The organism is Flavobacterium aquariorum, from assembly GCF_003254745.1.
Taxonomy (GTDB): domain Bacteria; phylum Bacteroidota; class Bacteroidia; order Flavobacteriales; family Flavobacteriaceae; genus Flavobacterium; species Flavobacterium aquariorum.
The window spans coordinates 78444-104022 of sequence record NZ_QKXH01000001.1 but is presented as its reverse complement, the minus strand read 5'-3'; the positions used below and the strand labels follow the sequence as shown (position 1 = coordinate 104022).

23 protein-coding genes and 1 tRNA gene are annotated in these 25579 nt (G+C 35.5%); 9 read left to right on the top strand and 15 right to left on the bottom strand.

The features are described from left to right. The first annotated feature begins 340 nt into the window (after positions 1-340). Positions 341-2773, top strand: coding sequence for an ATP-binding response regulator (locus DOS84_RS00520; protein ID WP_111408160.1), 2433 nt, complete (start codon positions 341-343; stop codon positions 2771-2773). Here the strand turns inward: DOS84_RS00520 and DOS84_RS00515 are convergent. The 3 genes from DOS84_RS00515 to DOS84_RS00505 form a co-directional block, all read right to left on the bottom strand. Then, positions 2770-4107: a sigma-54-dependent transcriptional regulator gene (locus tag DOS84_RS00515; RefSeq protein WP_111408159.1), complete on the bottom strand. Its 1338-nt coding sequence runs from the start codon at positions 4105-4107 to the stop codon at positions 2770-2772. The two genes, DOS84_RS00520 and DOS84_RS00515, sit on opposite strands and share 4 nt — an antisense overlap. Positions 4108-4236: 129 nt before the next feature. After that, positions 4237-4533: a hypothetical protein gene (locus DOS84_RS00510; protein ID WP_111408158.1), complete on the bottom strand. Its 297-nt coding sequence runs from the start codon at positions 4531-4533 to the stop codon at positions 4237-4239. A gap of 44 nt (positions 4534-4577) precedes the next feature. Further along, positions 4578-4874: a hypothetical protein gene (locus DOS84_RS00505; RefSeq protein WP_111408157.1), complete on the bottom strand. Its 297-nt coding sequence runs from the start codon at positions 4872-4874 to the stop codon at positions 4578-4580. Positions 4875-5190: 316 nt separating this feature from the next. On the opposite strand from DOS84_RS00505, the gene DOS84_RS19025 reads away from it, so the two are divergent. Then, positions 5191-5331, top strand: coding sequence for a hypothetical protein (locus DOS84_RS19025; protein WP_165830377.1), 141 nt, complete (start codon positions 5191-5193; stop codon positions 5329-5331). A 6-nt stretch (positions 5332-5337) separates the two neighbouring features. Here the strand turns inward: DOS84_RS19025 and accC are convergent, their stop codons facing one another. The 6 genes from accC to pdxA form a co-directional block, all read right to left on the bottom strand. Then, on the bottom strand, positions 5338-6684 hold the full coding sequence (accC, locus tag DOS84_RS00500) for an acetyl-CoA carboxylase biotin carboxylase subunit (protein ID WP_111408156.1): 1347 nt from the start codon (positions 6682-6684) through the stop codon (positions 5338-5340). A 107-nt stretch (positions 6685-6791) separates the two neighbouring features. Next, positions 6792-7271 carry an acetyl-CoA carboxylase biotin carboxyl carrier protein gene (accB, locus tag DOS84_RS00495; protein WP_111408155.1) on the bottom strand — a complete coding sequence of 160 codons (480 nt, stop codon included), beginning with the start codon at positions 7269-7271 and terminating at the stop codon, positions 6792-6794. 22 nt (positions 7272-7293) lie between these two features. Further along, positions 7294-8292 (bottom strand): beta-ketoacyl-ACP synthase III, encoded by a 999-nt coding sequence (locus DOS84_RS00490; RefSeq protein ID WP_111408154.1) that lies wholly within the window; start codon positions 8290-8292, stop codon positions 7294-7296. Between the two features lie 172 nt (positions 8293-8464). Further along, positions 8465-8662 carry a 50S ribosomal protein L32 gene (gene rpmF, locus DOS84_RS00485; RefSeq protein ID WP_100432852.1) on the bottom strand — a complete coding sequence of 66 codons (198 nt, stop codon included), beginning with the start codon at positions 8660-8662 and terminating at the stop codon, positions 8465-8467. A 9-nt stretch (positions 8663-8671) separates the two neighbouring features. Further along, positions 8672-9220 carry a YceD family protein gene (locus DOS84_RS00480; RefSeq protein WP_111408153.1) on the bottom strand — a complete coding sequence of 183 codons (549 nt, stop codon included), beginning with the start codon at positions 9218-9220 and terminating at the stop codon, positions 8672-8674. An 84-nt stretch (positions 9221-9304) separates the two neighbouring features. Further along, positions 9305-10354, bottom strand: coding sequence for a 4-hydroxythreonine-4-phosphate dehydrogenase PdxA (pdxA, locus tag DOS84_RS00475; RefSeq protein WP_111408152.1), 1050 nt, complete (start codon positions 10352-10354; stop codon positions 9305-9307). Between the two features lie 58 nt (positions 10355-10412). On the opposite strand from pdxA, the gene DOS84_RS00470 reads away from it, so the two are divergent. Beyond that, positions 10413-11000, top strand: a complete 588-nt coding sequence (locus DOS84_RS00470) for a riboflavin synthase (RefSeq protein WP_111408151.1) — start codon at positions 10413-10415, stop codon at positions 10998-11000. Between the two features lie 37 nt (positions 11001-11037). Here DOS84_RS00470 and DOS84_RS19020 read toward each other — a convergent pair whose 3' ends face one another. The 3 genes from DOS84_RS19020 to mce form a co-directional block, all read right to left on the bottom strand. Beyond that, complete coding sequence (locus tag DOS84_RS19020) at positions 11038-11214, bottom strand: hypothetical protein (protein ID WP_165830376.1); 177 nt, start codon at positions 11212-11214, stop codon at positions 11038-11040. Positions 11215-11645: 431 nt separating this feature from the next. Then, positions 11646-11719, bottom strand: a tRNA-Ile gene (locus DOS84_RS00465). 137 nt (positions 11720-11856) lie between these two features. After that, a complete protein-coding gene (gene mce / locus DOS84_RS00460) occupies positions 11857-12258 on the bottom strand; it encodes a methylmalonyl-CoA epimerase (protein WP_111408150.1) in 402 nt (133 codons plus the stop codon). Positions 12259-12515: 257 nt separating this feature from the next. On the opposite strand from mce, the gene rbfA reads away from it, so the two are divergent. Then, the gene (rbfA, locus tag DOS84_RS00455) at positions 12516-12908 is read left to right on the top strand and encodes a 30S ribosome-binding factor RbfA (protein WP_100432845.1); all 393 of its coding nucleotides are present in this window, start codon (positions 12516-12518) and stop codon (positions 12906-12908) included. Between the two features lie 3 nt (positions 12909-12911). Beyond that, positions 12912-14111: an ABC transporter permease gene (locus DOS84_RS00450; protein ID WP_111408149.1), complete on the top strand. Its 1200-nt coding sequence runs from the start codon at positions 12912-12914 to the stop codon at positions 14109-14111. A gap of 46 nt (positions 14112-14157) precedes the next feature. On the opposite strand, the gene dusB is transcribed toward DOS84_RS00450, so the two are convergent. Further along, the gene (dusB, locus tag DOS84_RS00445) at positions 14158-15150 is read right to left on the bottom strand and encodes a tRNA dihydrouridine synthase DusB (protein WP_111408148.1); all 993 of its coding nucleotides are present in this window, start codon (positions 15148-15150) and stop codon (positions 14158-14160) included. Between the two features lie 347 nt (positions 15151-15497). Here dusB and lepA point away from each other — a divergent pair, with 347 nt between their 5' ends. Both lepA and DOS84_RS00435 read left to right on the top strand, forming a co-directional pair. Next, the gene (lepA, locus tag DOS84_RS00440) at positions 15498-17294 is read left to right on the top strand and encodes a translation elongation factor 4 (protein WP_111408147.1); all 1797 of its coding nucleotides are present in this window, start codon (positions 15498-15500) and stop codon (positions 17292-17294) included. Between the two features lie 138 nt (positions 17295-17432). Next, entirely contained in the window at positions 17433-18392 is a 960-nt protein-coding gene (locus tag DOS84_RS00435) for a helix-turn-helix transcriptional regulator (RefSeq protein ID WP_111408146.1), read from the top strand. Between the two features lie 46 nt (positions 18393-18438). Here DOS84_RS00435 and DOS84_RS00430 read toward each other — a convergent pair whose 3' ends face one another. Both DOS84_RS00430 and DOS84_RS00425 read right to left on the bottom strand, forming a co-directional pair. Beyond that, entirely contained in the window at positions 18439-18918 is a 480-nt protein-coding gene (locus DOS84_RS00430; protein ID WP_111408145.1) for a DinB family protein, read from the bottom strand. Between the two features lie 184 nt (positions 18919-19102). Continuing rightward, on the bottom strand, positions 19103-20035 hold the full coding sequence (locus tag DOS84_RS00425) for a 1-phosphofructokinase family hexose kinase (protein ID WP_111408144.1): 933 nt from the start codon (positions 20033-20035) through the stop codon (positions 19103-19105). A gap of 196 nt (positions 20036-20231) precedes the next feature. On the opposite strand from DOS84_RS00425, the gene DOS84_RS00420 reads away from it, so the two are divergent. Both DOS84_RS00420 and thiL read left to right on the top strand, forming a co-directional pair. Next, a complete protein-coding gene (locus tag DOS84_RS00420) occupies positions 20232-24290 on the top strand; it encodes a T9SS type B sorting domain-containing protein (protein ID WP_111408143.1) in 4059 nt (1352 codons plus the stop codon). A 203-nt stretch (positions 24291-24493) separates the two neighbouring features. Beyond that, the gene (thiL, locus tag DOS84_RS00415) at positions 24494-25540 is read left to right on the top strand and encodes a thiamine-phosphate kinase (protein WP_111408142.1); all 1047 of its coding nucleotides are present in this window, start codon (positions 24494-24496) and stop codon (positions 25538-25540) included. Positions 25541-25579 lie beyond the last annotated feature (39 nt).

Here is a 25579-nt window from a genome sequence, read left to right as displayed (position 1 = left end):
TGAGAAATTAGGCGGAAGACAGAAGGGTGAGTATGGACGAATGCAGACTTTGGGTTTATGCCTTATGAAAATTGATTTCCTCGTTTTGTTTCGTAGGTCTTGTGAGTTGCGTGAAGGATGGAAGCTAGCTACCGAAGTAGCGCGGACAGCCTGACGCCGTTGAGGAAAGGGGCTGTATAAGCGGTGCAATAAGTAAGCCCCTTTTCTCAACGGGGGCACGCCCATACAATTTTAAACTGAGCTTTTTTGTTGTTTAATACTATTTAAGTTTGGGTGGAGTTCTATAGTAAAGGATGTTAAACAATCTAGTCTATCATTTTGTAATTCTTATCTTTGAATTATGAACATTAAGAAAAGCTATATTCCAATAAAAATTTTTATCAGTTATCTGGTTTTGGCAGCACTATTTGTTGGTGTGAGTTGGTTTTTATATTCTGAAAATAAGGGTTTTTCTGAAGCAGAAAGCAAAGCTGCTAAAGCGAATAGTAAGATTTTAAAAGTCAGTAATTTACTTTCCAATATCTATGAAACGGAAAGTTTGGCTAGGATAACTATTCAATCCGATTCGAAGAAGGATTTTCAAAATTATATCTCCAAAACAGATTCCTTAAAAACAGAAATTGATTCTCTAAAATTATTGGTCACAACCCAATATCAGATTACGTTATTGGATAGTGTGAAACTTTTGTTGTCTAAAAAGACTAATAATATAAAGTTATTGAAAGCGATAAAAAATAAAACAAATGATGAAGCGGCATTAAAAAAAGCCATTAATGATTTGACAAAAATGGAATCGTCGCTTAGAAAACTCCAGTTGGAAGATTTTATAAAACGTCCATCAGAATTGGGGAGTTATCAACGAAATGTTCTTAAAAAATATGTGGATTATTTGAATGAAAACATTCCAGACGACAGTACAAATACATTAAGTAAAAAGGAATCGGATTCGATTATAATGGTCTCAAAAAACTTGCTTAATGAGGTCAAGAATGCAACTTTGAAAAAGAAATTCACATTAAATTTTGAAGAAAACAAGCTGCTCCAAAATGAGCTTTTAATATCAGATCAGTTAAGAAAGGTTCTGAGTATTATCGAAAGAGAAATTATTAGAAATACAACTCGAAACTATTTAGAAAAAGAAAAATCATTAAAACGAAATAATCAAATTGTTACCATAGCCGCAGTGTTGGGATTGTTCTCGACTTTGTTTTTTTTAATTTTGATTTTAAGTGATTTTTCTAAAACGCAATCCTATAAAAAACAACTTGAGGAAGCCAACAGCACGACCAAAAGATTACTTAGAAACCGTGAGCAGCTTATCTCTACAGTCAGTCACGATTTAAAAACTCCATTGAGTACAATTGTTGGATATACAGAGCTTTTAGGGAATTCTGAGCTAACAAAAAAACAATTGTATTTTGCCAATAACATAAAAGGTTCTTCAGAATACATTACAAAATTGATTCAGGATTTACTTGATTTTACACAAATTGAAGCAGGAAAAATTACGATAGAAAAGATTCCTTTTTCTTTACCCAACGTTATTCATGAAGTAGCAAAAAGTATTCAGTCTGTATATGAACAAAAGCTAATCCTTCTTTCTATTGAAATTGATGCCGCTTTTCAAGATAAAATCATAGGCGATCCATTCCGATTAAGACAAGTCGTTACCAATTTAATTGGGAATGCGTTTAAATTTACGACTGAAGGGTTTATTAAAATAGAAGTAAAATCTACTAATGAAAATCAATTTTTCACAATTAGGATCGAAGATTCTGGAATTGGAATACAGGATGATAAACAACAATTAATTTTTGAAGAATTCACTCAGGCTGATGAAAATATCGAAAAAAAATATGGAGGGACTGGATTAGGACTTACGATTTCAAAAAAAATGGTTGAAATTCTTGGCGGAAAATTGAGTTTAAAAAGTGTTCATGGAAAAGGAAGTATTTTTGAGATTCAACTTCCATTACTGTTTGATTTTTCTTCTCAAAAAGAGCCGCCAATTGCTTCTTCCAGTCATAAGTTGACAGCAGTTGTTGTTGATGATGACATTAATTTATTAAACTTAACGACTGAAATTTTACAGCAGAATAATTTTAAAGTATTGTCATTTAATAATGCTTCGGCTGCACTCGAAGCGATGGAAAGTAATTCGTTTGACTTTGTAATTACTGATATTCAAATGCCAGAAATTGATGGTTTTCTATTTTTTAAAAAACTAAAGGAGTCCGTTACTATAAATGTTGACAAAAAACCTGTTATAGCTATAACTGGAAGAACTGATTTAGAAACGGAAATCTACATAAAAGCAGGATTTACCAATGTTATACGAAAACCGTATTCTCCAAAAATATTAGTGGAAATTATAGATTCGATTTTGACGAATGGAGAATTACAATTTTCAATAATTGAAGAAGTTGAGAATAGAGTTGATTCAACAAAAAGATATTCATTAACCTCTTTGAAATTATTTTTATCTAATGATGAAGAAGTTTTAAAAGAATTTTTGCTTTCCTTTAAAACTTCAACAAAAGAAAATTTATCAATAGTTGAAGAAGCAATTTCTGAAAAAAATATTTTAAAAGTAAAAGAGATAGCGCATAGAATGAATTCAATGTTTAAACAAATTGAAGCTCATGAAATTGTTCAAATTTTAAGTGATTTAGAATATAATGAAATTTCATTTGAAGAAATTGAAGTTAAATTCAAAGTATTGAAGAATGCAATCACGTCACTTTTTTTACTTTTAAAAAAAGAAATTACCTAATCGATATTGTGCAGTTTTAATTTATTATATAGCGTTTTCCTAGTTATTTTAAGCAATTTTGCTGCTTCAGATCTGTTGTTTTTCGCTTGTTCCAAGGCATTCAAAATGGCATCTTTTTCATTTTCAAACAAAGAAAAATCACCGGTAGTTCTATTTTCCGTTTGAAAAACTTCAAGAGGAAGCGTGTTTTTTTCAATAAAATCACCTTGAGATAAGAGTGTGGCTCTCTTAATTATATTTTGAAGTTCTCTTAAATTTCCGGGCCATCTGTAATTTTCAAAAATAGCCACCACTTCGGGTGAGAACCCAATGATGTTTTTGTTTAATTGTTGATTCGCTTTGCCAAGAAAGAAATCGGCAAAAATCATCAAATCTCCATTTCGCTCAGTTAATGAAGGTGATTGAATGGAGAATTCATTGATTCGATGGTATAAATCTTCACGGAATGTTCCGTTCTTTACGGCTTCTCTTAAATCTTCATTTGTTGCAGTAATTATTCGGATATCAACATTAATTTCTTTGTTGCTCCCGACTGGTTTTATTTTTCTTTCCTGTAAAGCTCTTAGGAGTTGAATTTGGTTTTCGTAGGAGAGATTACCTATCTCATCAAGAAATAGAGTTCCCTTATTCGCAGCTTCAAAACAACCAATTTTGTCATTTATCGCTCCTGTAAAAGAGCCTTTTAAATGGCCAAAAAACTCACTGGCGGCCAGTTCTTTTGGAATTGCTCCACAATCAACAGCAATAAAATTGTTACTTTTTCTGGGACTATTTTGATGAATACTCTTTGCAATAACTTCTTTTCCTGTCCCGCTTTCGCCAATGATTAAAACGGACATATCGGTAGGGCTTACAAGTTGAATGTATTCTGCCAATTTTTTTGATGCTGCTGAAATTCCCAGAACAACATCTTCATTTGGAGATTTATTAAATTTTGGTATAGTAACAATAGTGTTAATTGCAGAACTTACAACAGGAGTTTGTAATATATTTGAAATAACCAGCAAAACTTCTTCGGGATTAAAAGGTTTTGAAATGTAATCAGCTGCACCATTTTTTATGGCTTTCACAGCTGTGTTAACGTCAGAATAACCAGTCATTAGTATGACGGGAATTGTTGGGTATTCGCTTTTAAATTCAGACATAAGTTGAATTCCATCATAGTCAGGAAGTCTCAAATCTGTAATTATAAGGTCAAAATTTTGACTTTTAATTTTAGTTTTCGCTTCTTCTACTGTAAATGCAGTAGTTACAGAGTAAGATTTTTTTACGAGAAAATTTTCCAACATCTTGCAAAAGGAAACATCGTCTTCTATCAATAAAATCTTTGGCATAGGTTTTAACTTTATTTGCTAAAGTAAAGTTATTAAAATTAGGACATTCATAATAAACTTATAAAAAAAGGGAGAGGGATTCATTGAATCTCTCTCCCTTTTTCACTCTAAAATTATTAAGTCCCCAATTTATTTATTTTTCAAGTTACCTGCTGCATCTGTGTAAACAGTAGCTTTCTGGTTATCAACTTTTATGTCTAGTTTGTACTCTTTCTTTTCATTGATATATGCTTTTTCGATAACTGCTGTGGGTTGAGCAGTTTTTAATGCTAATATCACAGAACTTGGAACCTCTTCAAGTTTAATTTCTGTGTATTTTTCTTCAACAGTTTGTGTTGTAGTAACTGTTTTTTTAACTACCGAAGTTTGTGCAAATGTTGTGAAACTTCCCAAGATGATTGCTGCTGATAAGATTAACTTTTTCATAATAATAGTTTTAATGATTTAATTTAGTTGTTTGTTTTGTGAAATTATTTTTTTATCCAAGCTCCAGTTGCATCGGCATATAATGCTCCCACTTTGTCACCAACTGTGATTTGTAGTTTGTATTCTTTTTTTTCATTGATAAAAGCTTTGTCAAGAATTGCAGTTGGATATGCTTTTATTAATGCACTTTTTACTGCTTCTGGCACTTCCTCCATTTTAATTTCTGTATACGGATCTTGAACAGTTTGAGTTGTTACTTCTGATTTTGGTGGAGTTGATTGTTGTGCAAATGCTGAGAAACTCCCTAAAATGATTGCGGCTGATAAGATTAATTTTTTCATGATAATAATTTTTTAAGTTTTATATTTTTACTTAATGAAATTATTATGCCAACTTATTTAATTCATCAAAATTTTACATAACACACTTATACTTAGGTATTTATGAAGTATTTAAGAAATTGAAAATACTTTGTATGTGTGTATTTTTTAATCGAAGGTGGGTAATTATTACACACTTATCTGAATTTCAACAAAGAAAAGACCTCAAGTGTTGTAAGGTCTTTTTTGATTTAATTTTAGAAAAATGTTGTTCAACGGTTGCGTGAGGGATTAGTTCACTATACATTTATTTTTAGAGGAGTTCAGTGAATTTCATTTGAAACTAGCTACCAAAGTAGCGTGGATAGCCCTTTTTTCAGGATGGTGGCACGCCATAATGTTTTTTAAAGAGAATTATTTTGGTTGGTATAAGGCCAAAAAAAATCCCATTCGGTTAGGAATGGGACTTGATATTTGAATTAATTTATTCGGGGTCATTCATTTTGAAAGTGTCCATGAAGGCAGTGGTGTAATCCCCTGCGATGTATCTTGCATCGTCCATCAACTGTCTGTGGAATGGAATGGTTGTTTTGATACCTTCGATTACGAATTCGTCTAATGCTCTTCTCATTTTACTGATAGCTTCTTCACGAGTTTGGGCTGTAGTAATTAATTTGGCAATCATTGAATCATAATTTGGTGGAATCGTATAGCCTGAATACACGTGTGTGTCGAGACGTACTCCGTGACCACCTGGCATATGTAGCGTAGTGATTTTTCCTGGAGACGGTCTGAAGTCGTTATAAGGATCTTCAGCATTGATACGGCATTCGATAGCGTGCAATTGAGGAAGATAGTTTCTACCAGAAATTGGCACACCGGCAGCTACTAGAATTTGCTCACGGATTAAATCGTAATCAACAACTTGTTCCGTAATAGGGTGCTCCACTTGGATACGAGTGTTCATTTCCATGAAGTAGAAGTTTCTGTGTTTGTCCACCAAAAACTCAACAGTTCCAGCACCTTCGTATTTTATATATTCTGCTGCTTTTACAGCTGCTTCTCCCATTTTTGCACGTAATTCGTCGGTCATAAATGGAGAAGGAGTTTCTTCGGTCAATTTTTGGTGACGACGTTGAACAGAGCAGTCTCTTTCTGAAAGGTGACATGCTTTACCGTATGAATCACCAACAACTTGAATTTCGATATGACGTGGCTCTTCAATTAATTTTTCAAGATACATTCCGTCGTTTCCGAAAGCGGCAGCTGATTCTTGACGTGCACCTTCCCATGCTTTTAGTAAATCTTCTGGAGCCCAAACAGCTCTCATTCCTTTACCTCCACCACCGGCAGTTGCTTTTAGCATTACAGGGTATCCAAATTTATTGGCTAATTCTGCGGCTTGTTCAAAAGACTCTAAGATTCCAACTGAACCTGGTACACAAGGTACACCAGCTTCGATCATCGTGGCTTTTGCAGAAGCTTTATCACCCATTCTGTCTATCATTTCTGGAGACGCACCGATGAATTTTATATTGTGTTCTTGACAAATTTTAGAAAATTTTGCATTTTCGGAAAGGAATCCGTAACCAGGATGAATTGCATCTGCGTTTGTGATTTCGGCAGCAGCAATAATATTGGACATCTTTAAATAAGACAAGTTACTTGGAGGTGGTCCTATACAAACGGCTTCATCAGCAAATTTCACATGTAAACTTTCGGCATCTGCCGTAGAATAAACAGCCACCGTCTTGATGCCCATTTCTCTACAAGTTCGGATGACACGAAGTGCAATCTCTCCTCTATTTGCTATTAGTATTTTTTTAAACATTTTTTTTCAATTAGATAATTAGTCAATTTTGATAATTAGATAATTAGTTTTTTAATTTGATTTAAAATCAAATCTGCAATCTAAAATCTGCAATCTAAAATCTAAAATTATGATGGATCTACTAAGAATAAAGGTTGGTCAAATTCTACTGGAGACATATCGTCTACCAATATTTTTACAATTTTACCAGATATTTCAGATTCAATTTCATTGAATAATTTCATGGCTTCAATAACACAAAGGACATCTCCTTTTGCAATTGATTTACCAACTTCTACAAACATTGGTTTATCTGGAGCAGGTTTTCTATAGAAAGTACCAATTATTGGTGATTTTATGGTAACATAATGAGCGTTTTCAACTGGTGCTGCTTCTGAAGCGGCAGCAACAGGAGCTATTTGTTGTGGAGCGACAGCTTGAGGAAGTGCGTTTTGTACAGGTAACTGTTGAACATAAGTTGCTTCGGTAACGTTTCCTTCTAAAGTAGTTCTGATGGTGATTTTGACATCATCCATTTCTAATTTTACTTCTGCAACACCTGAATTTGCTACAAATTTGATTAGATTTTGAATTTCTTTTAAATCCATAATTATTTCTTTTTAGTTTATTTTATTTTTTATCGTAAGCCCAAGTTAGGTAAATGGATCCCCAAGTAAAACCGCCGCCAAAAGCAGCAAAAATGATAGTATCCCCTTTTTTGAAAAGGTGTTCAAAATCGTAAAGAACTAAAGGTAAGGTTGCAGAAGTAGTATTTCCATATTTCTCAATATTCATCAAAACTTTGGCATCTTCTAAGTTCATTCGGTGTGCTGTAGCATCAATAATACGTTTGTTAGCTTGGTGTGGCACTAACCAATTCACATCTTCATTAGTTAAATTGTTCCTTTTAAGAATCAATTCACTTGCATCTGCCATATTGGTAACCGCATATTTAAAAACGGTTTTTCCATCTTGAATGATATTGTGCTTGTTGTCATTTACAGTTTCCATAGTAGTTGGAAGAAGAGAACCTCCAGCTGGAATTTTTAAGAAATCACGTCCTACACCATCGCTTCGTAAGTATTCATCTTGTAAACCGTAACCTTCATAATTTGGTTCAAATAAAACAGCTCCTGCACCATCTCCAAAAATAATGCAAGTTGCCCTGTCTTTATAATCAACAATTGAAGACATTTTGTCGGCACCTATAAGTAGTACTTTTTTGTATCTTCCAGATTGGATATAAGCAGCAGCTGTTGACATTCCGTAAAGGAAGCTAGAACAAGCAGCTTGTAAGTCATATGCAAATGCATTTGTAGCCCCAATTGCAGTTGCTACGTATACACCTGTAGACGCTACTGGCATATCTGCAGTTGCAGTTGCCATTAATATTAAATCTATTTCGAGAGGGTCAATGTTTGCTTTTGCTATTAAATCTTCTGCAGCTTTTATAGCAAGAAAAGAAGTTCCTTTATCGGCATCTTTTAGTATTCTTCTTTCTTTAATTCCGGTGCGTGTGGTTATCCATTCATCATTTGTATCGACCATAGTTTCTAGAACTTTGTTTGAAAGAACAAAGTCCGGAACATAACCTCCAACTGCGGTAATTGCGGCTGTAATTGTACTCATTATATGCGATTATTTATTGCCAAATGTTGCCATTTGCAAAATTTTTAAAAGTCTCTAAAATTACAATAAAAAAACCAAACTAATAGTTTTAAGTTTTCTTATTTAAGGAAATTATAAACAACAAAAAAAACTCTCACGAAGTGAGAGTTCCAGTATTATTTACAAAAACGTATTAAGCAAGAGCTACGACAGATTTATCGATAACAACTTGTCCTCTGTAGTACATTTTTCCTTCATGCCAGTAAGCTCTGTGGTATAAATGTGCTTCTCCAGTAATTGGACATGTAGCGATTTGAGCTACAGTAGCTTTGTAATGTGTTCTTCTTTTGTCTCTTCTAGTTTTCGAGATTTTTCTCTTTGGATGTGCCATTTTACTATATTATTTATCCGTTAATAGTTGCTTTAATTTGTCCCAACGTGGGTCTATATTCTCTTCTTTTTCTTCTTCTTTTTCTTTCTTTTGCTCTTTAATTGTCAATTCTTTCAGTTTTGTCAAAGCTTCTGTATTTAAACTGCCATCCTTTATTCCTGGATGTACTCTTCTTAGAGGTATTGACAGTACAATCATCTCGTATACATATTGAGCGATGTCTATTTCAAATTCACCAAAAGGCAATATTAATAACTCTTCGTTATCATTATTATAACTATCTCCAAATCGAACAATTAATTTTATTTTACCTTTAATAGGTAAATCAAAATCTTCGCTTGTAAGATCGCAAGGTACATTGATGGTTCCTTGATGTTTGAAGCTAATCTCTAATAGGTTGCTTTTTTTGTCTAAAACTACATTTACTTTGATGTCTGAATTTTGAAATTCGTTATAATCAAAGATTTCAAAGAACGCATTATTAATTTGATACTCAAATTTGTGTTTTCCTAGCTTCAATCCTACGAAAGGAATTACATATTCTTTTGTCTTGCTCATTTCAACAACAATTTGCCCTAAACTTCGGGAGTGCAAAGATATAAAATAATTGGAAATCTAATAATGTTATTCACCTTTTTTTGTTTATAACTGTTTTTCTTTTGTTTTTAAAGGTTTTTGGCTGATTTCGGCATATTGATTTCTTGAATTATACACGTCAATAGCAAGGTAAACAGCCTCTTTGAAGGAATTATAATCGGCTTTATTTTTTCCGGCTATATCATAAGCAGTTCCATGATCTGGGGAAGTTCTTATTTTATTCAACCCTGCGGTATAGTTAACGCCATTTCCAAAGGATAATGTTTTGAAAGGAATTAGACCTTGATCATGATAGGTTGCAATAACGGCATCGTATTTTTCATATTGGTTGCTGCCAAAGAAACCGTCTGCGGGAAAAGGACCAAAAACTAAAGTTCCTTTTTCGAATAATTTTTTCAATGCAGGTTTTAATACATTGTCATCTTCGGTTCCAATAACCCCACCGTCACCACAATGAGGATTAAGGCCCAAAACTGCAATTTTAGGTTTATTGATGCTAAAGTCCTGTATTAAAGTTTTATTGATGGTTTCGATTTTCTTGAAAATTAACTCTTCAGTTAAATGTGAAGCGACTTCATTAATAGGAATGTGATCTGTTAATAAACCAACTCTTAAGTTGTCTTGCACCATTAACATTAATGCATCACCTTCAAGTTCTTGGTCTAAATAATCAGTATGTCCGGGGAATTTAAATGATTCCGATTGAATATTGTACTTGTTTATTGGGGCTGTTACTAATACATCTATGTCGCCTTCTTTTAGTGCTTTGGTGGCGGCAACAAATGATTTTATCGCGTATTCGCCCACTTTTTCATCATTTGTTCCAAGGTTTAAATCAATTCCTTCTCTCCAAAGATTGAATACATTTACTTTGCCAATAACAATTTGATCTAGTTTGTCTATACCGTGTAAGGCAACTGTGGATTCAAAATTCTTTCTGACGAATGAAAGTATTTTTACATTGGCAAAGATAACAGGAGTGCATAGTTCTAACATACGAGGATCTTCGAATGTTTTTAGAATGACTTCGCTTCCAATACCGTTTAAATCTCCTATTGAAATTCCTACGATTATATTTTCTGCTTTTTTCATAATGTCCTCTAGTTATTTATTGCTAATTTTGAAGTGCAAATTTAGTAAAATAAAATAAGAAATGTTTACAGGAATTATTGAAACACTTGGGATTGTCCAAGAAGTTAAGAAAGAGCAAGATAATATTCATGTCACGATAGATTCTCCTTTGGCAAATGAATTAAAAATTGACCAGAGTGTTGCGCATAACGGAATATGTTTAACGGTTGTTGCAATTGATGGGCATCATTATACGGTTACCGCCATAGGGGAAACAATTAAAAAGACCAATATTTCAAATTGGAAGGTTGGAGATATTGTTAATCTAGAAAGGGCGATGAAATTAGGGGATCGCTTGGATGGACATATTGTACAAGGGCATATTGACCAGATAGGAACTTGTGTCTCAGTTCAGGAGACTAATGGAAGTTGGTTTTATACTTTTGAGTATGATTGGGCTTTGCAAAACATCACAATAGAAAAAGGCTCTATTACAGTAAATGGCGTGAGTTTGACTGTGGTGGATTCAGGTAGAAGTAATTTTAGTGTAGCGATTATACCTTATACACACGAACATACTAATTTTAATTCGTTTGTTGTTGGAACCAAAGTGAATTTGGAATTTGATGTAATTGGAAAATATGTTTCTAAGTTATATGGTAATAAATAAATAACAATTTTACTGGTATAAGCAAAAAAGCATCAATTTAAATTGATGCTTTTTTGCTTTGAATATGTTTGTAAATGATAAAGAAACCATATAACAAGGCTATTAATAATAAAATAGTGATATTTTCATTAATTGGTAAATCTGGTGGAATTTCGCCAGGGTCAGGTGGGTCAGTTTGACAATAGCTACTTACTCCTGTGAGAAGGAGTATCATACAGACAAAAAATCTATTTTTGATAATTTTCATAAATTTATAAAAAGTAATAAATCATTTTTATTAAATAATAAAAGAACTTTTTTGATTTAAAACTCCTAACACTATATAAATAATTTAATGCTGCGAAGTTATAGATATATTTTTTGAGAGACAAACGATAACTCTATAAAATGATTCTTTTGACGCTAAAATTAACTTTTTTAAGCTGGAATTAATCTAATACTTACAAAAAAACAAGGTAGATCTTGTTTGTAGCCTTGGGGGAATTGCTTCAACTAAGTTACTGTTTTTTTTGTACTTATAATATTTTCTAGCTAGGATTACGTTGAACGGTATGTTTTTTTGGTTAAAGTGTATTAGGCAAGATCTGTTCTGTTTTTTTTAAAAAAATAAACCCCTTAATATCAGTTGATATGAGGGGTTTTTTGTGGTCCCACCTGGGCTCGAACCAGGGACCACCTGATTATGAGTCAGGTGCTCTAACCAGCTGAGCTATAGGACCGGTTTAGAGTTTGCAATATTACTACAATTATTTTATTACTACAAGTATTTTAAGGTTAGATTTTTGAAGAGTTTAATGGTTACTAGGAATCTATTTTGAAAATGACTGATTATGAATTGACTAAATTCTGAATTTTTTTATTTTATTTCTTGACAGAGTTCGATTAATACACCATTGGTACCTTTTGGATGCAAAAAAGCTACCAATTTATTGTCTGCTCCTTTTTTTGGGGTTTCGTTTAGGATGGTGAATCCTTCTAATTTGAGGCGCTGGATTTCGGAGAGAATGTCTTCAACATCAAAAGCGATATGATGGATTCCTTCTCCTTTTTTTTCGAGGAACTTGGCAATTGGGCTTTCGGGACTGGTGGCCTCTAAAAGTTCTATTTTGTTGGGACCGTTCATAAAGAAGGATGTTTTTACGCCTTCGCTGGCAACTTCTTCTTGTTTGTAAGCGGGTGCGCCGAAGAGTTTTTCGAATAACAAATTGGATACTTCAAGGTTTTTGACTGCGATGCCAATGTGTTCTATTTTTCTCATTATGTAATGTTTTGTGTTTTTATTTTCTGAATTGTTCCCAAAAAGAACTGTTGTTTCTCTTTAGCCCTGATGGTCGAATTGCTTTCACAATTACCTTTTGTGTCGGGGTTCGGCACAAAAGATGTAGCGGACAGCAGGTACTTTATCTCCTAATAAAGCCTAATATTTTACTGCCAAAATCATAAAACAAATATAAAAAACTTTATCAGTTTATGACTTTGTAGGGTGGTCTCTCAAAAAAATAGTATTTTTGCACTATGGAAACAAATAGACAGAAAAAAATAGGCGGGGTTATCCAAAAAGATTTGGTTGATATTTTGCAAGGTGAAGTGAGAAAAAATGGAATTACGAATTTGATAATTTCAGTATCCAAAGTTGTCGTGACTACAGATTTGTCTGTGGCGACGGTGCATTTAAGTATTTTTCCTCAAGAAAAAGCAGCGGAAACGTTGGTGGGAATTAAGGCTAATTCGACTTTAATTAAGCACGATTTATCACAAAGAGTGCGTTTGCAATTGCGTAAAGTGCCAAATTTGGTTTTCTTTATTGATGATTCTTTGGATTATATCGAGAAGATTGACAACGCTTTGAAAAATCAAGAAAATCCGATAGAAAATCGAGATTTGTTGGACAAACGCAGATTTCAATAAAATTTGAATTTTCCTCTTTACATAGCCAAGCGGTATATTTTTAGCAAAAGTAAAAATAATGCTATCAATATCATTAATCGTATTGCCAGTATGGGAATTATTGTGGGAGCAATGGCATTGTTTGTCGTGCTCTCGGTTTTTACGGGGTTAAAGGAATTTAGTCTTTCGTTTACAAATGATATTGATCCCGATCTTAAAGTAAACAGTACGCTTGGGAAATCTTTTTTTGTTGTACCAAAACAGGAAAAAGAGATTGCAGCAATTGAAGGTGTCGCTTCCTATTCGAAGGTTATTGAAGAGCGAGTATTGTTTACGTTTAATGGAAAACAAGAGGTTACTTTTCTTAAGGGTGTTGATTCTGCTTTTAACACCGTTAGTGATTATAATAAAAAACTATATAATGGACAATGGCTGAAATCCGACACTTATCAGGTTGTTGTTGGGTATGGCATTGCCCAAAAATTCTCAATGGGCTTACTGGATTATAATAATGCCTTTGAGGTTTTTGTTCCAAAACCTGGTAAGGGAGCTATTGAAAATCCTGCTCAGGCTTTTAACAAAACAGATGTTTTTCCGGTTGGAATTTATGCAATCAGCGAAGATTTGGATTCTAAATATGTGTTTGCCGATTTAGGTTTGGCGCAAGAATTATTGGAATATAAGTCTAATCAGATTTCCAGTCTTGAGATTAAATTAAAACAAGGAGCTGACGAAAGTGCTGTTATTGAGAAACTCCAATCGATTTTCAAGAATAAAATTACCGTAAAAAACAAAGAACAGCTGAATGAAGCCTTGTACAAAATGTTGAATACGGAGAATATTGCGGTGTATTTAATATTTACGTTGGTTATTGTTGTGGCGCTTTTTAACTTGATTGGTGCGCTCATCATGATGATTTTGGATAAAAAAGGAAATCTTAAAACTCTTTTTAATCTAGGAACCGGCATCAAGGATTTGCGAAATATATTCCTGCTTCAAGGTACTTTGTTAAGTTTTTTTGGTGGAATTATCGGATTGTTGTTGGGTATCGTGTTTGTGTTATTACAACAGCAGTATGAACTAATTATGATAACTCCCACACTAGCTTATCCAGTGGTTTTTACAATGGAAAACGTACTTATTGTTATGGCTACTATTGTCACACTCGGTTTTATTGCATCATTAATAGCAAGCAGTCGAGTGAGCACGAAATTATTGGATTAAGACGCACTGAGTTGGGTGACATCACCCTTACGATAAATCCAGATTATTACACACACTCATAATCAGCATAAGCCTTTTCTATCTCATTCAAAACGGCAAATAATTCTTGTGGATGGTCAAGAGTTACCAATTTTTGTTTGAAGGGTTTGAAAGAATGAATTCCTTTGAAATAATTGGTATAATGTGGTCGTGTTTCAACAATACCGAGTCTTTCGCCTTTCCATTCCATTGCCCAAGTAAGGTGATTTCGTACGGCTTCGACTCTATCAGCAACTGTCGGTTTTGCTAAATGTTCACCTGTTTTGAAGTAATGTTTGATTTCGTCGAAAATCCAAGGATATCCAATGGCGGCGCGACCAATCATTATTCCGTCGATACCATATTCGTTTTTATAGTGCAATGCTTTTTCTGGGGAATCAATATCACCATTTCCAAAAATTGGCATTGTGATTCTTGGGTTGTTTTTGACGCGGGCAATATGTGACCAATCGGAATGCCCTTTGTACATCTGTGCACGTGTTCTGGCGTGGATGCTCAAAGCGGCAACACCAATATCTTGCAAACGCTCGGCAACCTCGTCTATATTTATAGAGCTGTCGTCCCAACCCAAACGTGTTTTTACAGTAACAGGCAAATGCGTGCTATCGATAACGGCTTGAGTTAAGCGAATCATTAAATCAACATCTTTTAAAACCCCTGCACCGGCGCCTTTGCAAACGACTTTTTTGACAGGACAACCAAAGTTGATGTCTATTAAATCGGGGTTTATGGTAGAAACTATTTTGGACGATAACGCCATTGCTTCTTCGTCACCTCCAAAAATTTGGATTCCTACGGGTCTTTCATAATCGAAGATGTCTAATTTCATTCGGCTTTTGATGGCGTCGCGAATTAGACCTTCGGAAGAAATAAATTCAGAGTACATTAAATCGGCGCCATGTGTTTTGCATAATCTGCGAAATGGAGGGTCACTCACATCTTCCATAGGTGCTAACAATAGGGGGAATTCTGGTAATATTATGTTGCCAATCTTAATCATCGTCCTTTAAATTTTTTGCAAAATTACATCTTTTAAGCGAAAGGATAAAAAACTTAATGACATTAGATAAGTAAGAAGGTGATTTTGAATAATATGGTAACTAATTAAGGGGTATATGTATTACAATTTGAAAAGACTTTGGGTAAATGCTTGAGTTTCCTATTTTGAAACTTTGAAACTGTTGAATTTAGAGTATATTTGCAGATTAATTGTCGCTTTACGGCGTTTGCGTGAGGGATAGTAGTGGAAAGCCCACAGTCCCGCTTTTTTCGGGACGAGGACTTGTAGCGAATAGCCCGACGGCTTTTTCTGCCGTCACGCCCAAATAAATTTGATATTAGGATAAGATGAAACATATTAGGAATTTTTGCATTATTGCACATATTGACCACGGAAAAAGTACATTGGCAGACCGATTATTGGGGGCAACCCAAACAGTAACGGCTCGTGAAGAAAAAGCTCAATTGCTTGACAATATGGACTTGGAACGTGAACGTGGTATCACGATTAAAAGTCACGCGATACAAATGGAATATACGTATAAAGGGGAAGAATATATCTTGAACCTAATCGATACTCCAGGTCACGTGGATTTCTCTTATGAAGTTTCTCGTTCTATTGCGGCTTGCGAAGGAGCGTTATTGATTGTGGATGCTGCACAAAGTATTCAGGCACAAACGATTTCTAACTTGTATTTGGCTCTTGAAAATGACTTGGAAATTATTCCAGTTTTGAATAAAGTAGATTTACCAAGCGCCAATCCTGAGGAAGTAAGTGATGATATTATCGACTTGCTTGGGTGTAAATTGGAAGATATTATTCACGCTTCGGGTAAAACTGGTTTTGGTGTTGAAAATATATTGGCAGCGATTATTGAAAAAATTCCGGCTCCAAAAGGAGTAAAAGATGAGCCTCTTCAGGCTTTGATATTCGATTCACATTATAATCCGTTTCGTGGTATTGAGGTAATTTTCCGTGTGAAAAACGGAGAAATTAAAAAAGGCCAAAAAATTAAATTTATGGCAACTGGCAATGAGTATTTTGCCGATGAAGTTGGGACATTGAAATTGAATCAAGTTCCTAAAAATGTGATTTCGACCGGGGATGTTGGGTATTTGATTTCTGGTATTAAAGAAGCCAAAGAAGTAAAAGTAGGGGATACTATTACGGATGCCAAAACGCCTACCACCAATATGATTACTGGTTTTGAGGATGTAAAACCAATGGTATTTGCCGGGATTTATCCTGTAGATACGGAGGATTACGAGGATTTGCGTTCTTCAATGGAAAAACTGCAATTGAACGATGCTTCGTTGGTATTTACCCCGGAAAGTTCGGCAGCTTTAGGGTTTGGTTTCCGTTGCGGATTCTTGGGAATGTTGCATATGGAGATTATCCAAGAACGATTGGAGCGTGAGTTTGATATGACTGTAATCACTACAGTTCCTAACGTTTCGTATTTGGCTTACACCAAAAAACATCCGGAAGATGCTTTTATAGTTAACAATCCATCAGATTTGCCAGAACCTTCTCGTCTAGACCGAGTTGAGGAGCCTTATATTAAAGCGACTATCATTACTAAAGCCGACTTTGTTGGAAACGTTATGAGTTTGTGTATTGAAAAACGCGGTCAAATTACGAATCAGACGTATTTGACAACAGAGCGTGTTGAGCTGAATTTCGATATGCCTTTGGCGGAGATTGTATTTGATTTTTACGACAGATTGAAAACAGTTTCAAAAGGCTATGCTTCATTTGATTATTCTCCAATTGGGATGAAAACTTCTAAATTAGTTCGTTTGGATGTTTTATTGAATGGTCAAACGGTTGATGCGCTTTCTGCGTTGATTCACGAGGACAATGCTTATAACATCGGGAAGAAAATGACGGAGAAATTGCGTGAATTGATTCCGAGACAACAATTTGACATTCCGATTCAAGCGGCGATTGGTGCCAAAATTATTGCCCGTGAAACGATTAAAGCTTTGCGTAAAGACGTTACCGCCAAATGTTACGGAGGGGATATTTCTCGTAAACGTAAATTATTGGAAAAACAGAAAAAAGGTAAAAAACGTATGCGCCAAGTAGGAAATGTTGAAATTCCGCAAGAAGCGTTTATGGCGGTATTGAAATTGAATGATTAGTCTTTTTTTTAGAAAATAGAAGAAAAATTCAAGAATAAAGAGAAAACCTGATGATGTAAAAATTGTCAGGTTTTTTTGTTTTTAATATAATCTCCCAAAACAGCAAAACTGTATCTTTGAAATATAATAATCATACTTATGAATGATGAATCCCCAAAACGATTTGACCGAATCGTAGCAATTCTAATCCAATTACAATCCAAAAAAATTGTAAAAGCGCAGGAATTGGCTAATCGTTTTGAGGTTAGTTTGCGAACCATTTATCGTGACATCCGGACATTGGAAGCGTCTGGAGTTCCCATTTACAGTGAGGCCGGCGTTGGTTATGCTTTAATGGATGGCTACAGACTGCCACCTGTAATGTTTACCCGTGAAGAGGCTAGTAGTTTTATTGCGGCCGAAAAACTAATGCAGAAATTTACTGATGCAACACTTGGGAATCATTATGCTTCGGCGATGTACAAACTGAAATCAGTACTTCGTAGCGACGATAAAGATTGGGTTTCCAGCATTGAATCCAGTGTTTTAATGCAGTCTTCGGAGAAGCTTTTTAATGATAAATCTCCAAATACTTTAGCAACGCTTTTTGAAAGCATCGCCGAAAAAACACAAGTTATTCTTTCGTATGAAGCGATTCAATCGGACGGAATTACGGTGCGACATATTGAACCTGTTGGCGTTTTTCACGACAATAACAATTGGTATATGTTAGGGTATTGTCATTTGCGTAAAGACTACAGACAATTCCGGGCAGATCGCATTCACGGAATCAAAAAAACAGATATTCCTTTTTCATTGGAACATGAGGCATTAGAAACTTATTTGGATAAAAACAAAACTGTTTCAACAATCAAAATCAGGATACTTGTCGAAAAGAAAATTGCCAAATACCTGGCATACGAACGAAAATACCATGGCTTCGTTTCTGAAAAAGCAATAGATGATAAAATCGAAATGACTTTTATGTCTTGCGATACGATGGAAGGGTTTTCACGCTGGTATATGATGTTTGGTGATTATGCTACCATATTGGAACCTGAAAGATTGAAAACAAGAATTCTGGAATTATTGGATATAAACAGACAACGCCTTTTATAAAAAAAAGCCCCTAAAACGAAAATTATTTTAGGAGCTTTTTTAGTTTTTATCTTTCCCAGAAAAAAGGAGGTTCAATTCCCAAGGCTCTCAAATAAACATAACCCTGACCTCGATGATGCACTTCATTATCAATAAAATATAAAATATTGTGGATAATCGGGAATTCATATTGACCAAAAAGATTAAAGGTCTCATTAAAATCTTCGATGGTTAATTTTTGCCAATTTTCATTAATTTCTGCGGTAGCTTCGTCCCATTTTTCAAGATATTGTGCCTTAAAAATTAATTTTTCGGAACCTTCAGTATAAGGTTGAATATTACGATTTACAATCCCTTTAAGTGCCGGTGCTCCAATGGCTAAAAGTTCGTCGGCCAATTTTGAAAAAGGTCTCATTCCGCCAATTGAGAATTCAAAGAAATCTTTATCAGGAAACAATTCAATTACACGTCGTGTTAAGGCGCGATGACCTTGCCAATGTTTCAATAAATCTTCAGGAGTGATAACTTGTGCTGCTAATGTTTTCATAATTTTAAAGTTTTTGATTTTTTACTTCTTCAAAATTAGATAGGGTCGGTGACAACAGTTTGTCAGTAGTAAATTTATTTTTTTTCTAGAGGATAGAAAAAAGAGTAAAGAAGAAAGACAAAACCTGATGATGTAAAAAAAATCATCAAGCTTTTTGTTTTGTTGAATTTGTGGTTAAATAATATCACTTATCTTTCAGCCAATCGAATAATCTTTGTGCATCGGCACCTTTAAACAATTGAGTTCCTTCGTTCATCGTGGCTGCAGAACCGCAGGCCACTCCCCAGCGGATTACTTCTTTCAGGCTTTTATTTTGCGAAAGCGCCCAAACCATACCACCTACCATACTGTCGCCGGCACCAACGGTACTTTTCTTGGCTACATTGGGAGCCGGAACAAATTCATAATTGTCTTTGGTTACGAGAATAGCTCCTTGAGGTCCCAGTGAAACGACAACAATTTCGGCTCCGCCTTTGGCAATAATTTGTTTTGCTGCTTCATTGACTTCTTCCATTTCCAGGCGTTCGACACCTACTAGTTTAGCGAGTTCCCCAACATTTGGTTTGATGAGGTAAGCGCCAGTTTCCAATACTTTTTTCAAGGCTTCTCCAGAGGTATCAACTATTAATTTTGAATTTGATTTTTTGGCTATTTCAGCTACTTTTTGATAAAAATCGGGAGATAAACCTTCGTTTAGACTGCCACTCGCAACCAAGAATTTTGGTTTTAAGTTGGCTATGGCTTTGAGCACGGCTTGTTCTTCTTCATCGGTTATTTCACCTCCGGTAAAACCAAAACGATACTGAGAATTAGTATTTTCATCTACCGCGACAAAACTTTCCCTAGTCCAAGTTTGGATAGGAATGGCTTGATAGGCGATGAATTCTTTGGCAACCAATTCTTCCAGCATTTTTCCCAATGGTCCTCCCGAAGTGAATACTGCTAATGATGATCCACCCAAACGAGAAATAGCTTTGGAGACATTGATTCCACCACCTCCTGCATCGAATCGGGGTTCTGAACAGCGTATTTTTTGTTCGGCAACTAAGCCTTTAAAATGGGTGCTTTTGTCTAAAGCTGGATTTACTGTAAGGGTAACAATATCGAATGAGTTCATTTTTTTATTTTGAGAATGGTTTTGTATTAAGATCTGTTAAAACTGTAGCTGCAATTTACTAAAATTAGAACCGATAATTGCTCTTGTGCAATAATTAATTGTAAATGATTTTAATAGTCTAAAATACTGAAATTCATTACATTAAAAATAAAATCATTTGTATCTTTAAACGCTCCAAATTAATAAAATAAGAATTATGAGAACGCCTCTATTTCTACTTTTATTATTTTATTCGACTATATCTTTGTCACAGGGGATTGTAGTCGATACGACAACCTTGGGTATACCTGAACTGATTAGGGAAGAGTTAATGCAAAATGCCTGTGCGAATGAAAACAACTTCAAATTTTCATCCCACCAAGGAATTGGTAAATTCACGAATACCGATCCAAGTTTTCCAATTTCAAGCGGAATCATCATTCGGAATGGAATAGCAAAATATACCGAGGGAGTTTATACTGGAGCTAATGAAAGCAGTCAATTAAATTCAGCAGGCGATAGCGATTTGCAGGCTATAAGTGATGGTAATGGACAAGTTGTTCCTATTACTGATGTGAGTTACCTTCAGTTTGATTTTACCCCTTTGTCAAGTAATTTTAGTTTTGATTTTCTTTTTGCTTCCAATGAATATGGTGAGTTTCAATGCGGTTTTAGTGACGTTTTTGCATTTATATTAACCGATTTGACCACAGGAGTCTCAAAAAATCTGGCCGTTCTTCCAGGAACAACAACGCCAGTTTCGGTCAAGAATATTAGAGATGAACAATACAATTCTTCCTGTTTATCTGCCAATGCCAATTTGTTTGACCATTATAATGTAACCAATCCGGGGGAATCTGCCATAAATATGAGAGGTGAAACTAAGGTTTTGACGGCTTCGTCGACAGTAATCCCGAACCGAACTTATAGCATAAAACTGGCTATCGGGGATTACAATGACAGCAGTTATGATTCGGCAGTTTTCATAAAAGGAGGAAGTTTTATGACCACCTTGAATTTAGGTTCCGATAGAGCTATTTGTGAAGGCGAAAGAATCGTTCTCCAGTCAGGTCTTGTTGGAAATTATGTATACGTTTGGACTCACGACGGAGCGGTAATTCCAGGGGAAACAAGCAGTTCGTTGGCGCTAAATAAAGCTGGGACTTATGGCGTTACGGCAACACTTTCGGGTTGCATCATAAAAGATGAGGTGGTGATTACGGATCTAGTTATTAAACCTCCCAAAAACCTAATCGCCTGCAATACTGGAAACCCTACTTATAAATATGACTTAACTCAGAATAATTTAATTACTTTAGGTCTCAGTCCAGCGGAGTATAGCCTTGAATATTTTGATTCTTTGACTGCGGCCAATGCAAATGGACCTACTATACCCTACAATCAATTGGCTTCTTTTAACAGTGCCAGTAACCAAACGATATACATAAAAGCGGTACATGTTTATAACAGGAACACTTTTTGCAATAATTTGCTTCCGTTTGATTTATTGGTAACAGCTCCTATCAATGTTGTAAAACCGCCAGATTTGAGTTTTTGTGACACCAATTTTGGAAGAGTACCCGTTGATTTGACAGTACAAGAAGCGCCTATTTTGAACGGATTAAATCCTTCGGATTACAAAATTAGCTATTATACTAGTCAAGCTGAAGCAAACACAGCTACGAACAGTATAGCAACCCCAGCTACTTTCGTTACTTCTCTTTCCCAATCACCACAGACCATTTGGGTACGAATCGAAAATATTACAAGTTTGGGTTGCTACAAAACCGTCAGTTTTAATATAATAGTTTATTCGCTTCCTACAGTAGATGACATTCCTGATGTGATTGCTTGTAACAGCTACACATTGCCCCCAATTACATATGGCGATTATTATACGGGATCAAATGGAACGGGAATTAAACTGAATGCAGGAGACATTATCACCAAAACGGGTATCTACTATATTTACAGCGGTCCAACATCAACAAACAATTGTACCAATGAGAATTCTTTTAAGCTAACCTTTGTTTACGAAATTGATTTTCCTAAAGAAGCCTGTGGTAAATACATAGTTCCCGGTGTAGTTGTGGGTGGGTTTTTTACGGAGGCTGGAGGAAGAGGTAATACTATTTCAGTCGGGACTACATATACAACAGACAACACCATTTATTATTATGCCGTAATTAACGGTGTAGTTTGCCGTGACGAAGCCATACCTTTCACGGTTCATCCCTTGCCTTTGGTTGATAAGCCCAGTAATGTGGTGACTTGCGATTCTTATACGCTGCCTCCTTTGACAAATGGTAATTATTACAGTTTGTCCGGAGGTTTGGGGACTCCGTTGACTGCTGGGGATAGAATAACTTCGAGCCAAACGCTTTTTATTTATGCAAATGATGGAAAATGTACCAATGAGAATTCGTTCAAAGTTGATATTGTTAATTCTTCAGCTTTTATTCCCATTTCCGAATGCGGAAGCTATACGTTGCCGCCAGTTACCATAGGCGGTTATTATGACGGGCCGGGTGGTCAGGGCAAAAGTATTCCATTAGGAACGGTCATTACCAACTCACAAACGGTGTATTATTATGTTGCCACTACGACTTCTCCCAATTGCACCGATAACTTAAAATATCAGATTACCATAAAACCATTGCCATTGGTGGACACGCCAAGCGATAGGCTGGAATGTCAAAGTTATGTATTACCGCCCTTGATGAATGGAAATTATTTTACCGAAACCAATGGTGGCGGGATTTCATTAAAAGCAGGTGATGTCATTACTGAAACACAGACGATTTATATTTATTCAGTTGGAACAGATTGTACAAATGAGCATAGTTTCATTGTCGAAATCAGGCCACTCCCTCCAGTCGATAGTTTTACGGATGTGGTTACCTGCACCAATTTTAAACTACCGAAATTAAAAAATGGGGCATATTACACCGCTACAGGAGGTCCTCATGGATTGGGAAATCAACTTATCGAAGGAACGGTCATAACAACTACTCAAACTATTTATATTTATAATGAATGGGCTGATTTTACAAAATGCAGCAACGAATCTTTTTTTAAGGTCAATGCCAATGGAATAGATGTCGGCGACTTCAACAATGTAAGTGTTTGCGACAGCTACACATTGCCACCATTAAAGTTAGGAAATTATTATTCACAACCCAAGGGGAAAGGGGTCGCTATTCCTGCGGGAACTGTCTTGACGACCTCGCAGACTATTTATGTTTACGCTATAGTCGGGAATCGATTGACTTGTTCCACCGAAAAAAGTTTTTCAATAACTATTTCTACAGCCCCTGTATTGGTTAGTATGCCGGATGTAGCCATTTGTCAAAGCTACACATTGCCTCCCTTGTCAAAAGGAGATTATTATAGCGGACCAAATGCTACTGGAACACTCTATTTGGCAGGACAGCAAATAAACTCCAGCCAAACGATGTACATCTATGCCCCGGCTCCAGCTAATTCCAACTGTGCTTCCCAAGACGATTTTAATATTACCATTTATCCACTGAAAGATTTGCCGTTAAAAAGCGGTATAATCTGTGTCGATTACCAAACAGGAGCACTAATCAATTCGGCACAATTGATTTCAGGGCTTAATCCAAATAATTATACCATTGATTGGTTTTTGGATGGCAATAAATTAAGCACGGGAGCCAATTACTCTGCTATTAAAGAAGGAACTTATACCGTTGTTAGCACCAAAAACACTCCCAATACAGGCAACGATTGTGGTTACAATCCAGCCACGGTTACCGTTGAAAAATCCAGTCCGGCAATTGTGAACGTAACCGTGACCGATGCATTCGAAGACACTATCGATATTATCGTGACCCTGACCAATGGCTTTGGAATATATGAATACCAAATGGATGACGGCATTTTTCAAACTAGTAATGTTTTTTCCAATGTTGCTTCGGGACAGCATATTATTACCATAAAAGACACCAAAGGCAATTGTGACAACCGTGTTTTAATTGTTAATGTGCTCAAATATCCTAAGTTTTTCACCCCAAACAATGATGGTTACAATGACACTTGGAATATACCCGATCTCGCTTTTCAGCCCGATGCCGTTATAAATATCTTTGATCGCTACGGTAAATTCCTAAAAGAACTCAGACCGTCTGGCCCAGGATGGGACGGAAATTACAATGGCAATCCACTTCCATCCACCGATTATTGGTTTCAGGTTTTCTATACACAAAACGGAGTGGCACAAGTCTTCAAATCACATTTTAGTATGAAGCGATAATCACAGATTCGTTCAGTTCATTAAATCTCGTTTCAACGTTACTTTCACTGGAAAAATCATCAAAACAAATAGAATTGATATTAAACAAATTACTTTTAAAAAAAAATCTAAAACTGCTTTCTCCTTTTATTTATAGTTATTAAATCTTCAACTTCGTACCTTTGCAACCTTGGTAAAAACCAAAAAAGCAATAAACAGACAAAATGATTGAAGATAAAACCCCGCAACGCACCAGTATAGCTCAACTAGGAGAATTTGGTTTAATAGACCATTTGACAAAAAACTTCGAAATCACACAGCTTTCCACGCTAAAAGGAATTGGTGACGACGCAGCCGTGTTGGATTTCAAAGAGAAAAAAGTAGTGGTTTCCACCGATTTATTGATCGAAGGCGTGCATTTTGATTTGGCCTATATGCCCTTAAAACATTTAGGGTACAAATCTGTCGTGGTCAATGTATCCGACATTTGTGCGATGAATGCTCGACCAACGCAAATCACTGTTTCAATCGCGGTGTCCAATCGTTTTCCGTTAGAAGCATTGGAAGAATTATACGAGGGAATTGCGCATGCAGCACAGGAATACAAAGTAGATGTAATTGGTGGCGATACGACTTCTTCCCAAAAAGGGTTAATCATTAGCATCACTGCTCTTGGAGAAGCTGATGAAGATGAAATCGTCTATAGAAACGGTGCCAAACAAACCGATTTATTGGTAGTTACAGGCGATATTGGAGCCGCATATATGGGATTGCAGGTGTTGGAGAGAGAGAAACAAGTTTTTCAGGTGAATCCTAATTCACAACCCGATTTGGATGCCTATACTTATTTGATCGAGCGTCAATTGAAGCCTGAGGCTCGTAAAGATGTACGTACTTTATTGCACGCTTTGGAAATAAAACCAACTTCTATGATTGACATTTCCGATGGATTGTCTTCGGAGATTATGCATTTGTGTAAACAATCGGGTGTTGGTTGTAATCTGTATGAAGATAAATTGCCTATAGATCCTCAGTTTATCAATGTTTGCGAAGAATTTAATATTGATAGTACGACAGTTGCTATCAACGGTGGTGAGGATTATGAATTGCTTTTTACCATCGCTATGGAAGATTTTGAAAAAATAAAAGGGAACCCAAATTTCAGCATTATCGGGCACATGACGCAGGAAAGTGAAGGGGTGCATCTGGTAACTCGTGCTAATACTAAAATACCTTTGAAAGCAAGAGGTTGGGATGCAATAAGCGAGTAATAGATAATATATAAAAAAACAGAAAAGCGACACTATTTG

Bases quoted from the DNA above. Each gene is read 5' to 3' on its own strand.
- DOS84_RS19020 (WP_165830376.1), bottom strand. From the start codon at position 11,214: ATGATACTCCTTCTCACAGGAGTAAGTAGCTATTGTCAAACTGACCCA.
- DOS84_RS00520 (WP_111408160.1), top strand. From the start codon at position 341: ATGAACATTAAGAAAAGCTATATTCCAATAAAAATTTTTATCAGTTAT.
- accC (WP_111408156.1), bottom strand. From the start codon at position 6,684: ATGTTTAAAAAAATACTAATAGCAAATAGAGGAGAGATTGCACTTCGT.
- thiL (WP_111408142.1), top strand. From the start codon at position 24,494: ATGATTGAAGATAAAACCCCGCAACGCACCAGTATAGCTCAACTAGGA.
- DOS84_RS00425 (WP_111408144.1), bottom strand. From the start codon at position 20,035: ATGAACTCATTCGATATTGTTACCCTTACAGTAAATCCAGCTTTAGAC.
- rpmF (WP_100432852.1), bottom strand. From the start codon at position 8,662: ATGGCACATCCAAAGAGAAAAATCTCGAAAACTAGAAGAGACAAAAGA.
- DOS84_RS00470 (WP_111408151.1), top strand. From the start codon at position 10,413: ATGTTTACAGGAATTATTGAAACACTTGGGATTGTCCAAGAAGTTAAG.
- DOS84_RS00505 (WP_111408157.1), bottom strand. From the start codon at position 4,874: ATGAAAAAATTAATCTTATCAGCCGCAATCATTTTAGGGAGTTTCTCA.
- DOS84_RS00490 (WP_111408154.1), bottom strand. From the start codon at position 8,292: ATGAGTACAATTACAGCCGCAATTACCGCAGTTGGAGGTTATGTTCCG.
- DOS84_RS00510 (WP_111408158.1), bottom strand. From the start codon at position 4,533: ATGAAAAAGTTAATCTTATCAGCAGCAATCATCTTGGGAAGTTTCACA.
- lepA (WP_111408147.1), top strand. From the start codon at position 15,498: ATGAAACATATTAGGAATTTTTGCATTATTGCACATATTGACCACGGA.
- DOS84_RS00435 (WP_111408146.1), top strand. From the start codon at position 17,433: ATGAATGATGAATCCCCAAAACGATTTGACCGAATCGTAGCAATTCTA.
- DOS84_RS00430 (WP_111408145.1), bottom strand. From the start codon at position 18,918: ATGAAAACATTAGCAGCACAAGTTATCACTCCTGAAGATTTATTGAAA.
- rbfA (WP_100432845.1), top strand. From the start codon at position 12,516: ATGGAAACAAATAGACAGAAAAAAATAGGCGGGGTTATCCAAAAAGAT.
- accB (WP_111408155.1), bottom strand. From the start codon at position 7,271: ATGGATTTAAAAGAAATTCAAAATCTAATCAAATTTGTAGCAAATTCA.
- DOS84_RS00420 (WP_111408143.1), top strand. From the start codon at position 20,232: ATGAGAACGCCTCTATTTCTACTTTTATTATTTTATTCGACTATATCT.
- mce (WP_111408150.1), bottom strand. From the start codon at position 12,258: ATGAGAAAAATAGAACACATTGGCATCGCAGTCAAAAACCTTGAAGTA.
- DOS84_RS00515 (WP_111408159.1), bottom strand. From the start codon at position 4,107: ATGCCAAAGATTTTATTGATAGAAGACGATGTTTCCTTTTGCAAGATG.
- dusB (WP_111408148.1), bottom strand. From the start codon at position 15,150: ATGATTAAGATTGGCAACATAATATTACCAGAATTCCCCCTATTGTTA.
- DOS84_RS00480 (WP_111408153.1), bottom strand. From the start codon at position 9,220: ATGAGCAAGACAAAAGAATATGTAATTCCTTTCGTAGGATTGAAGCTA.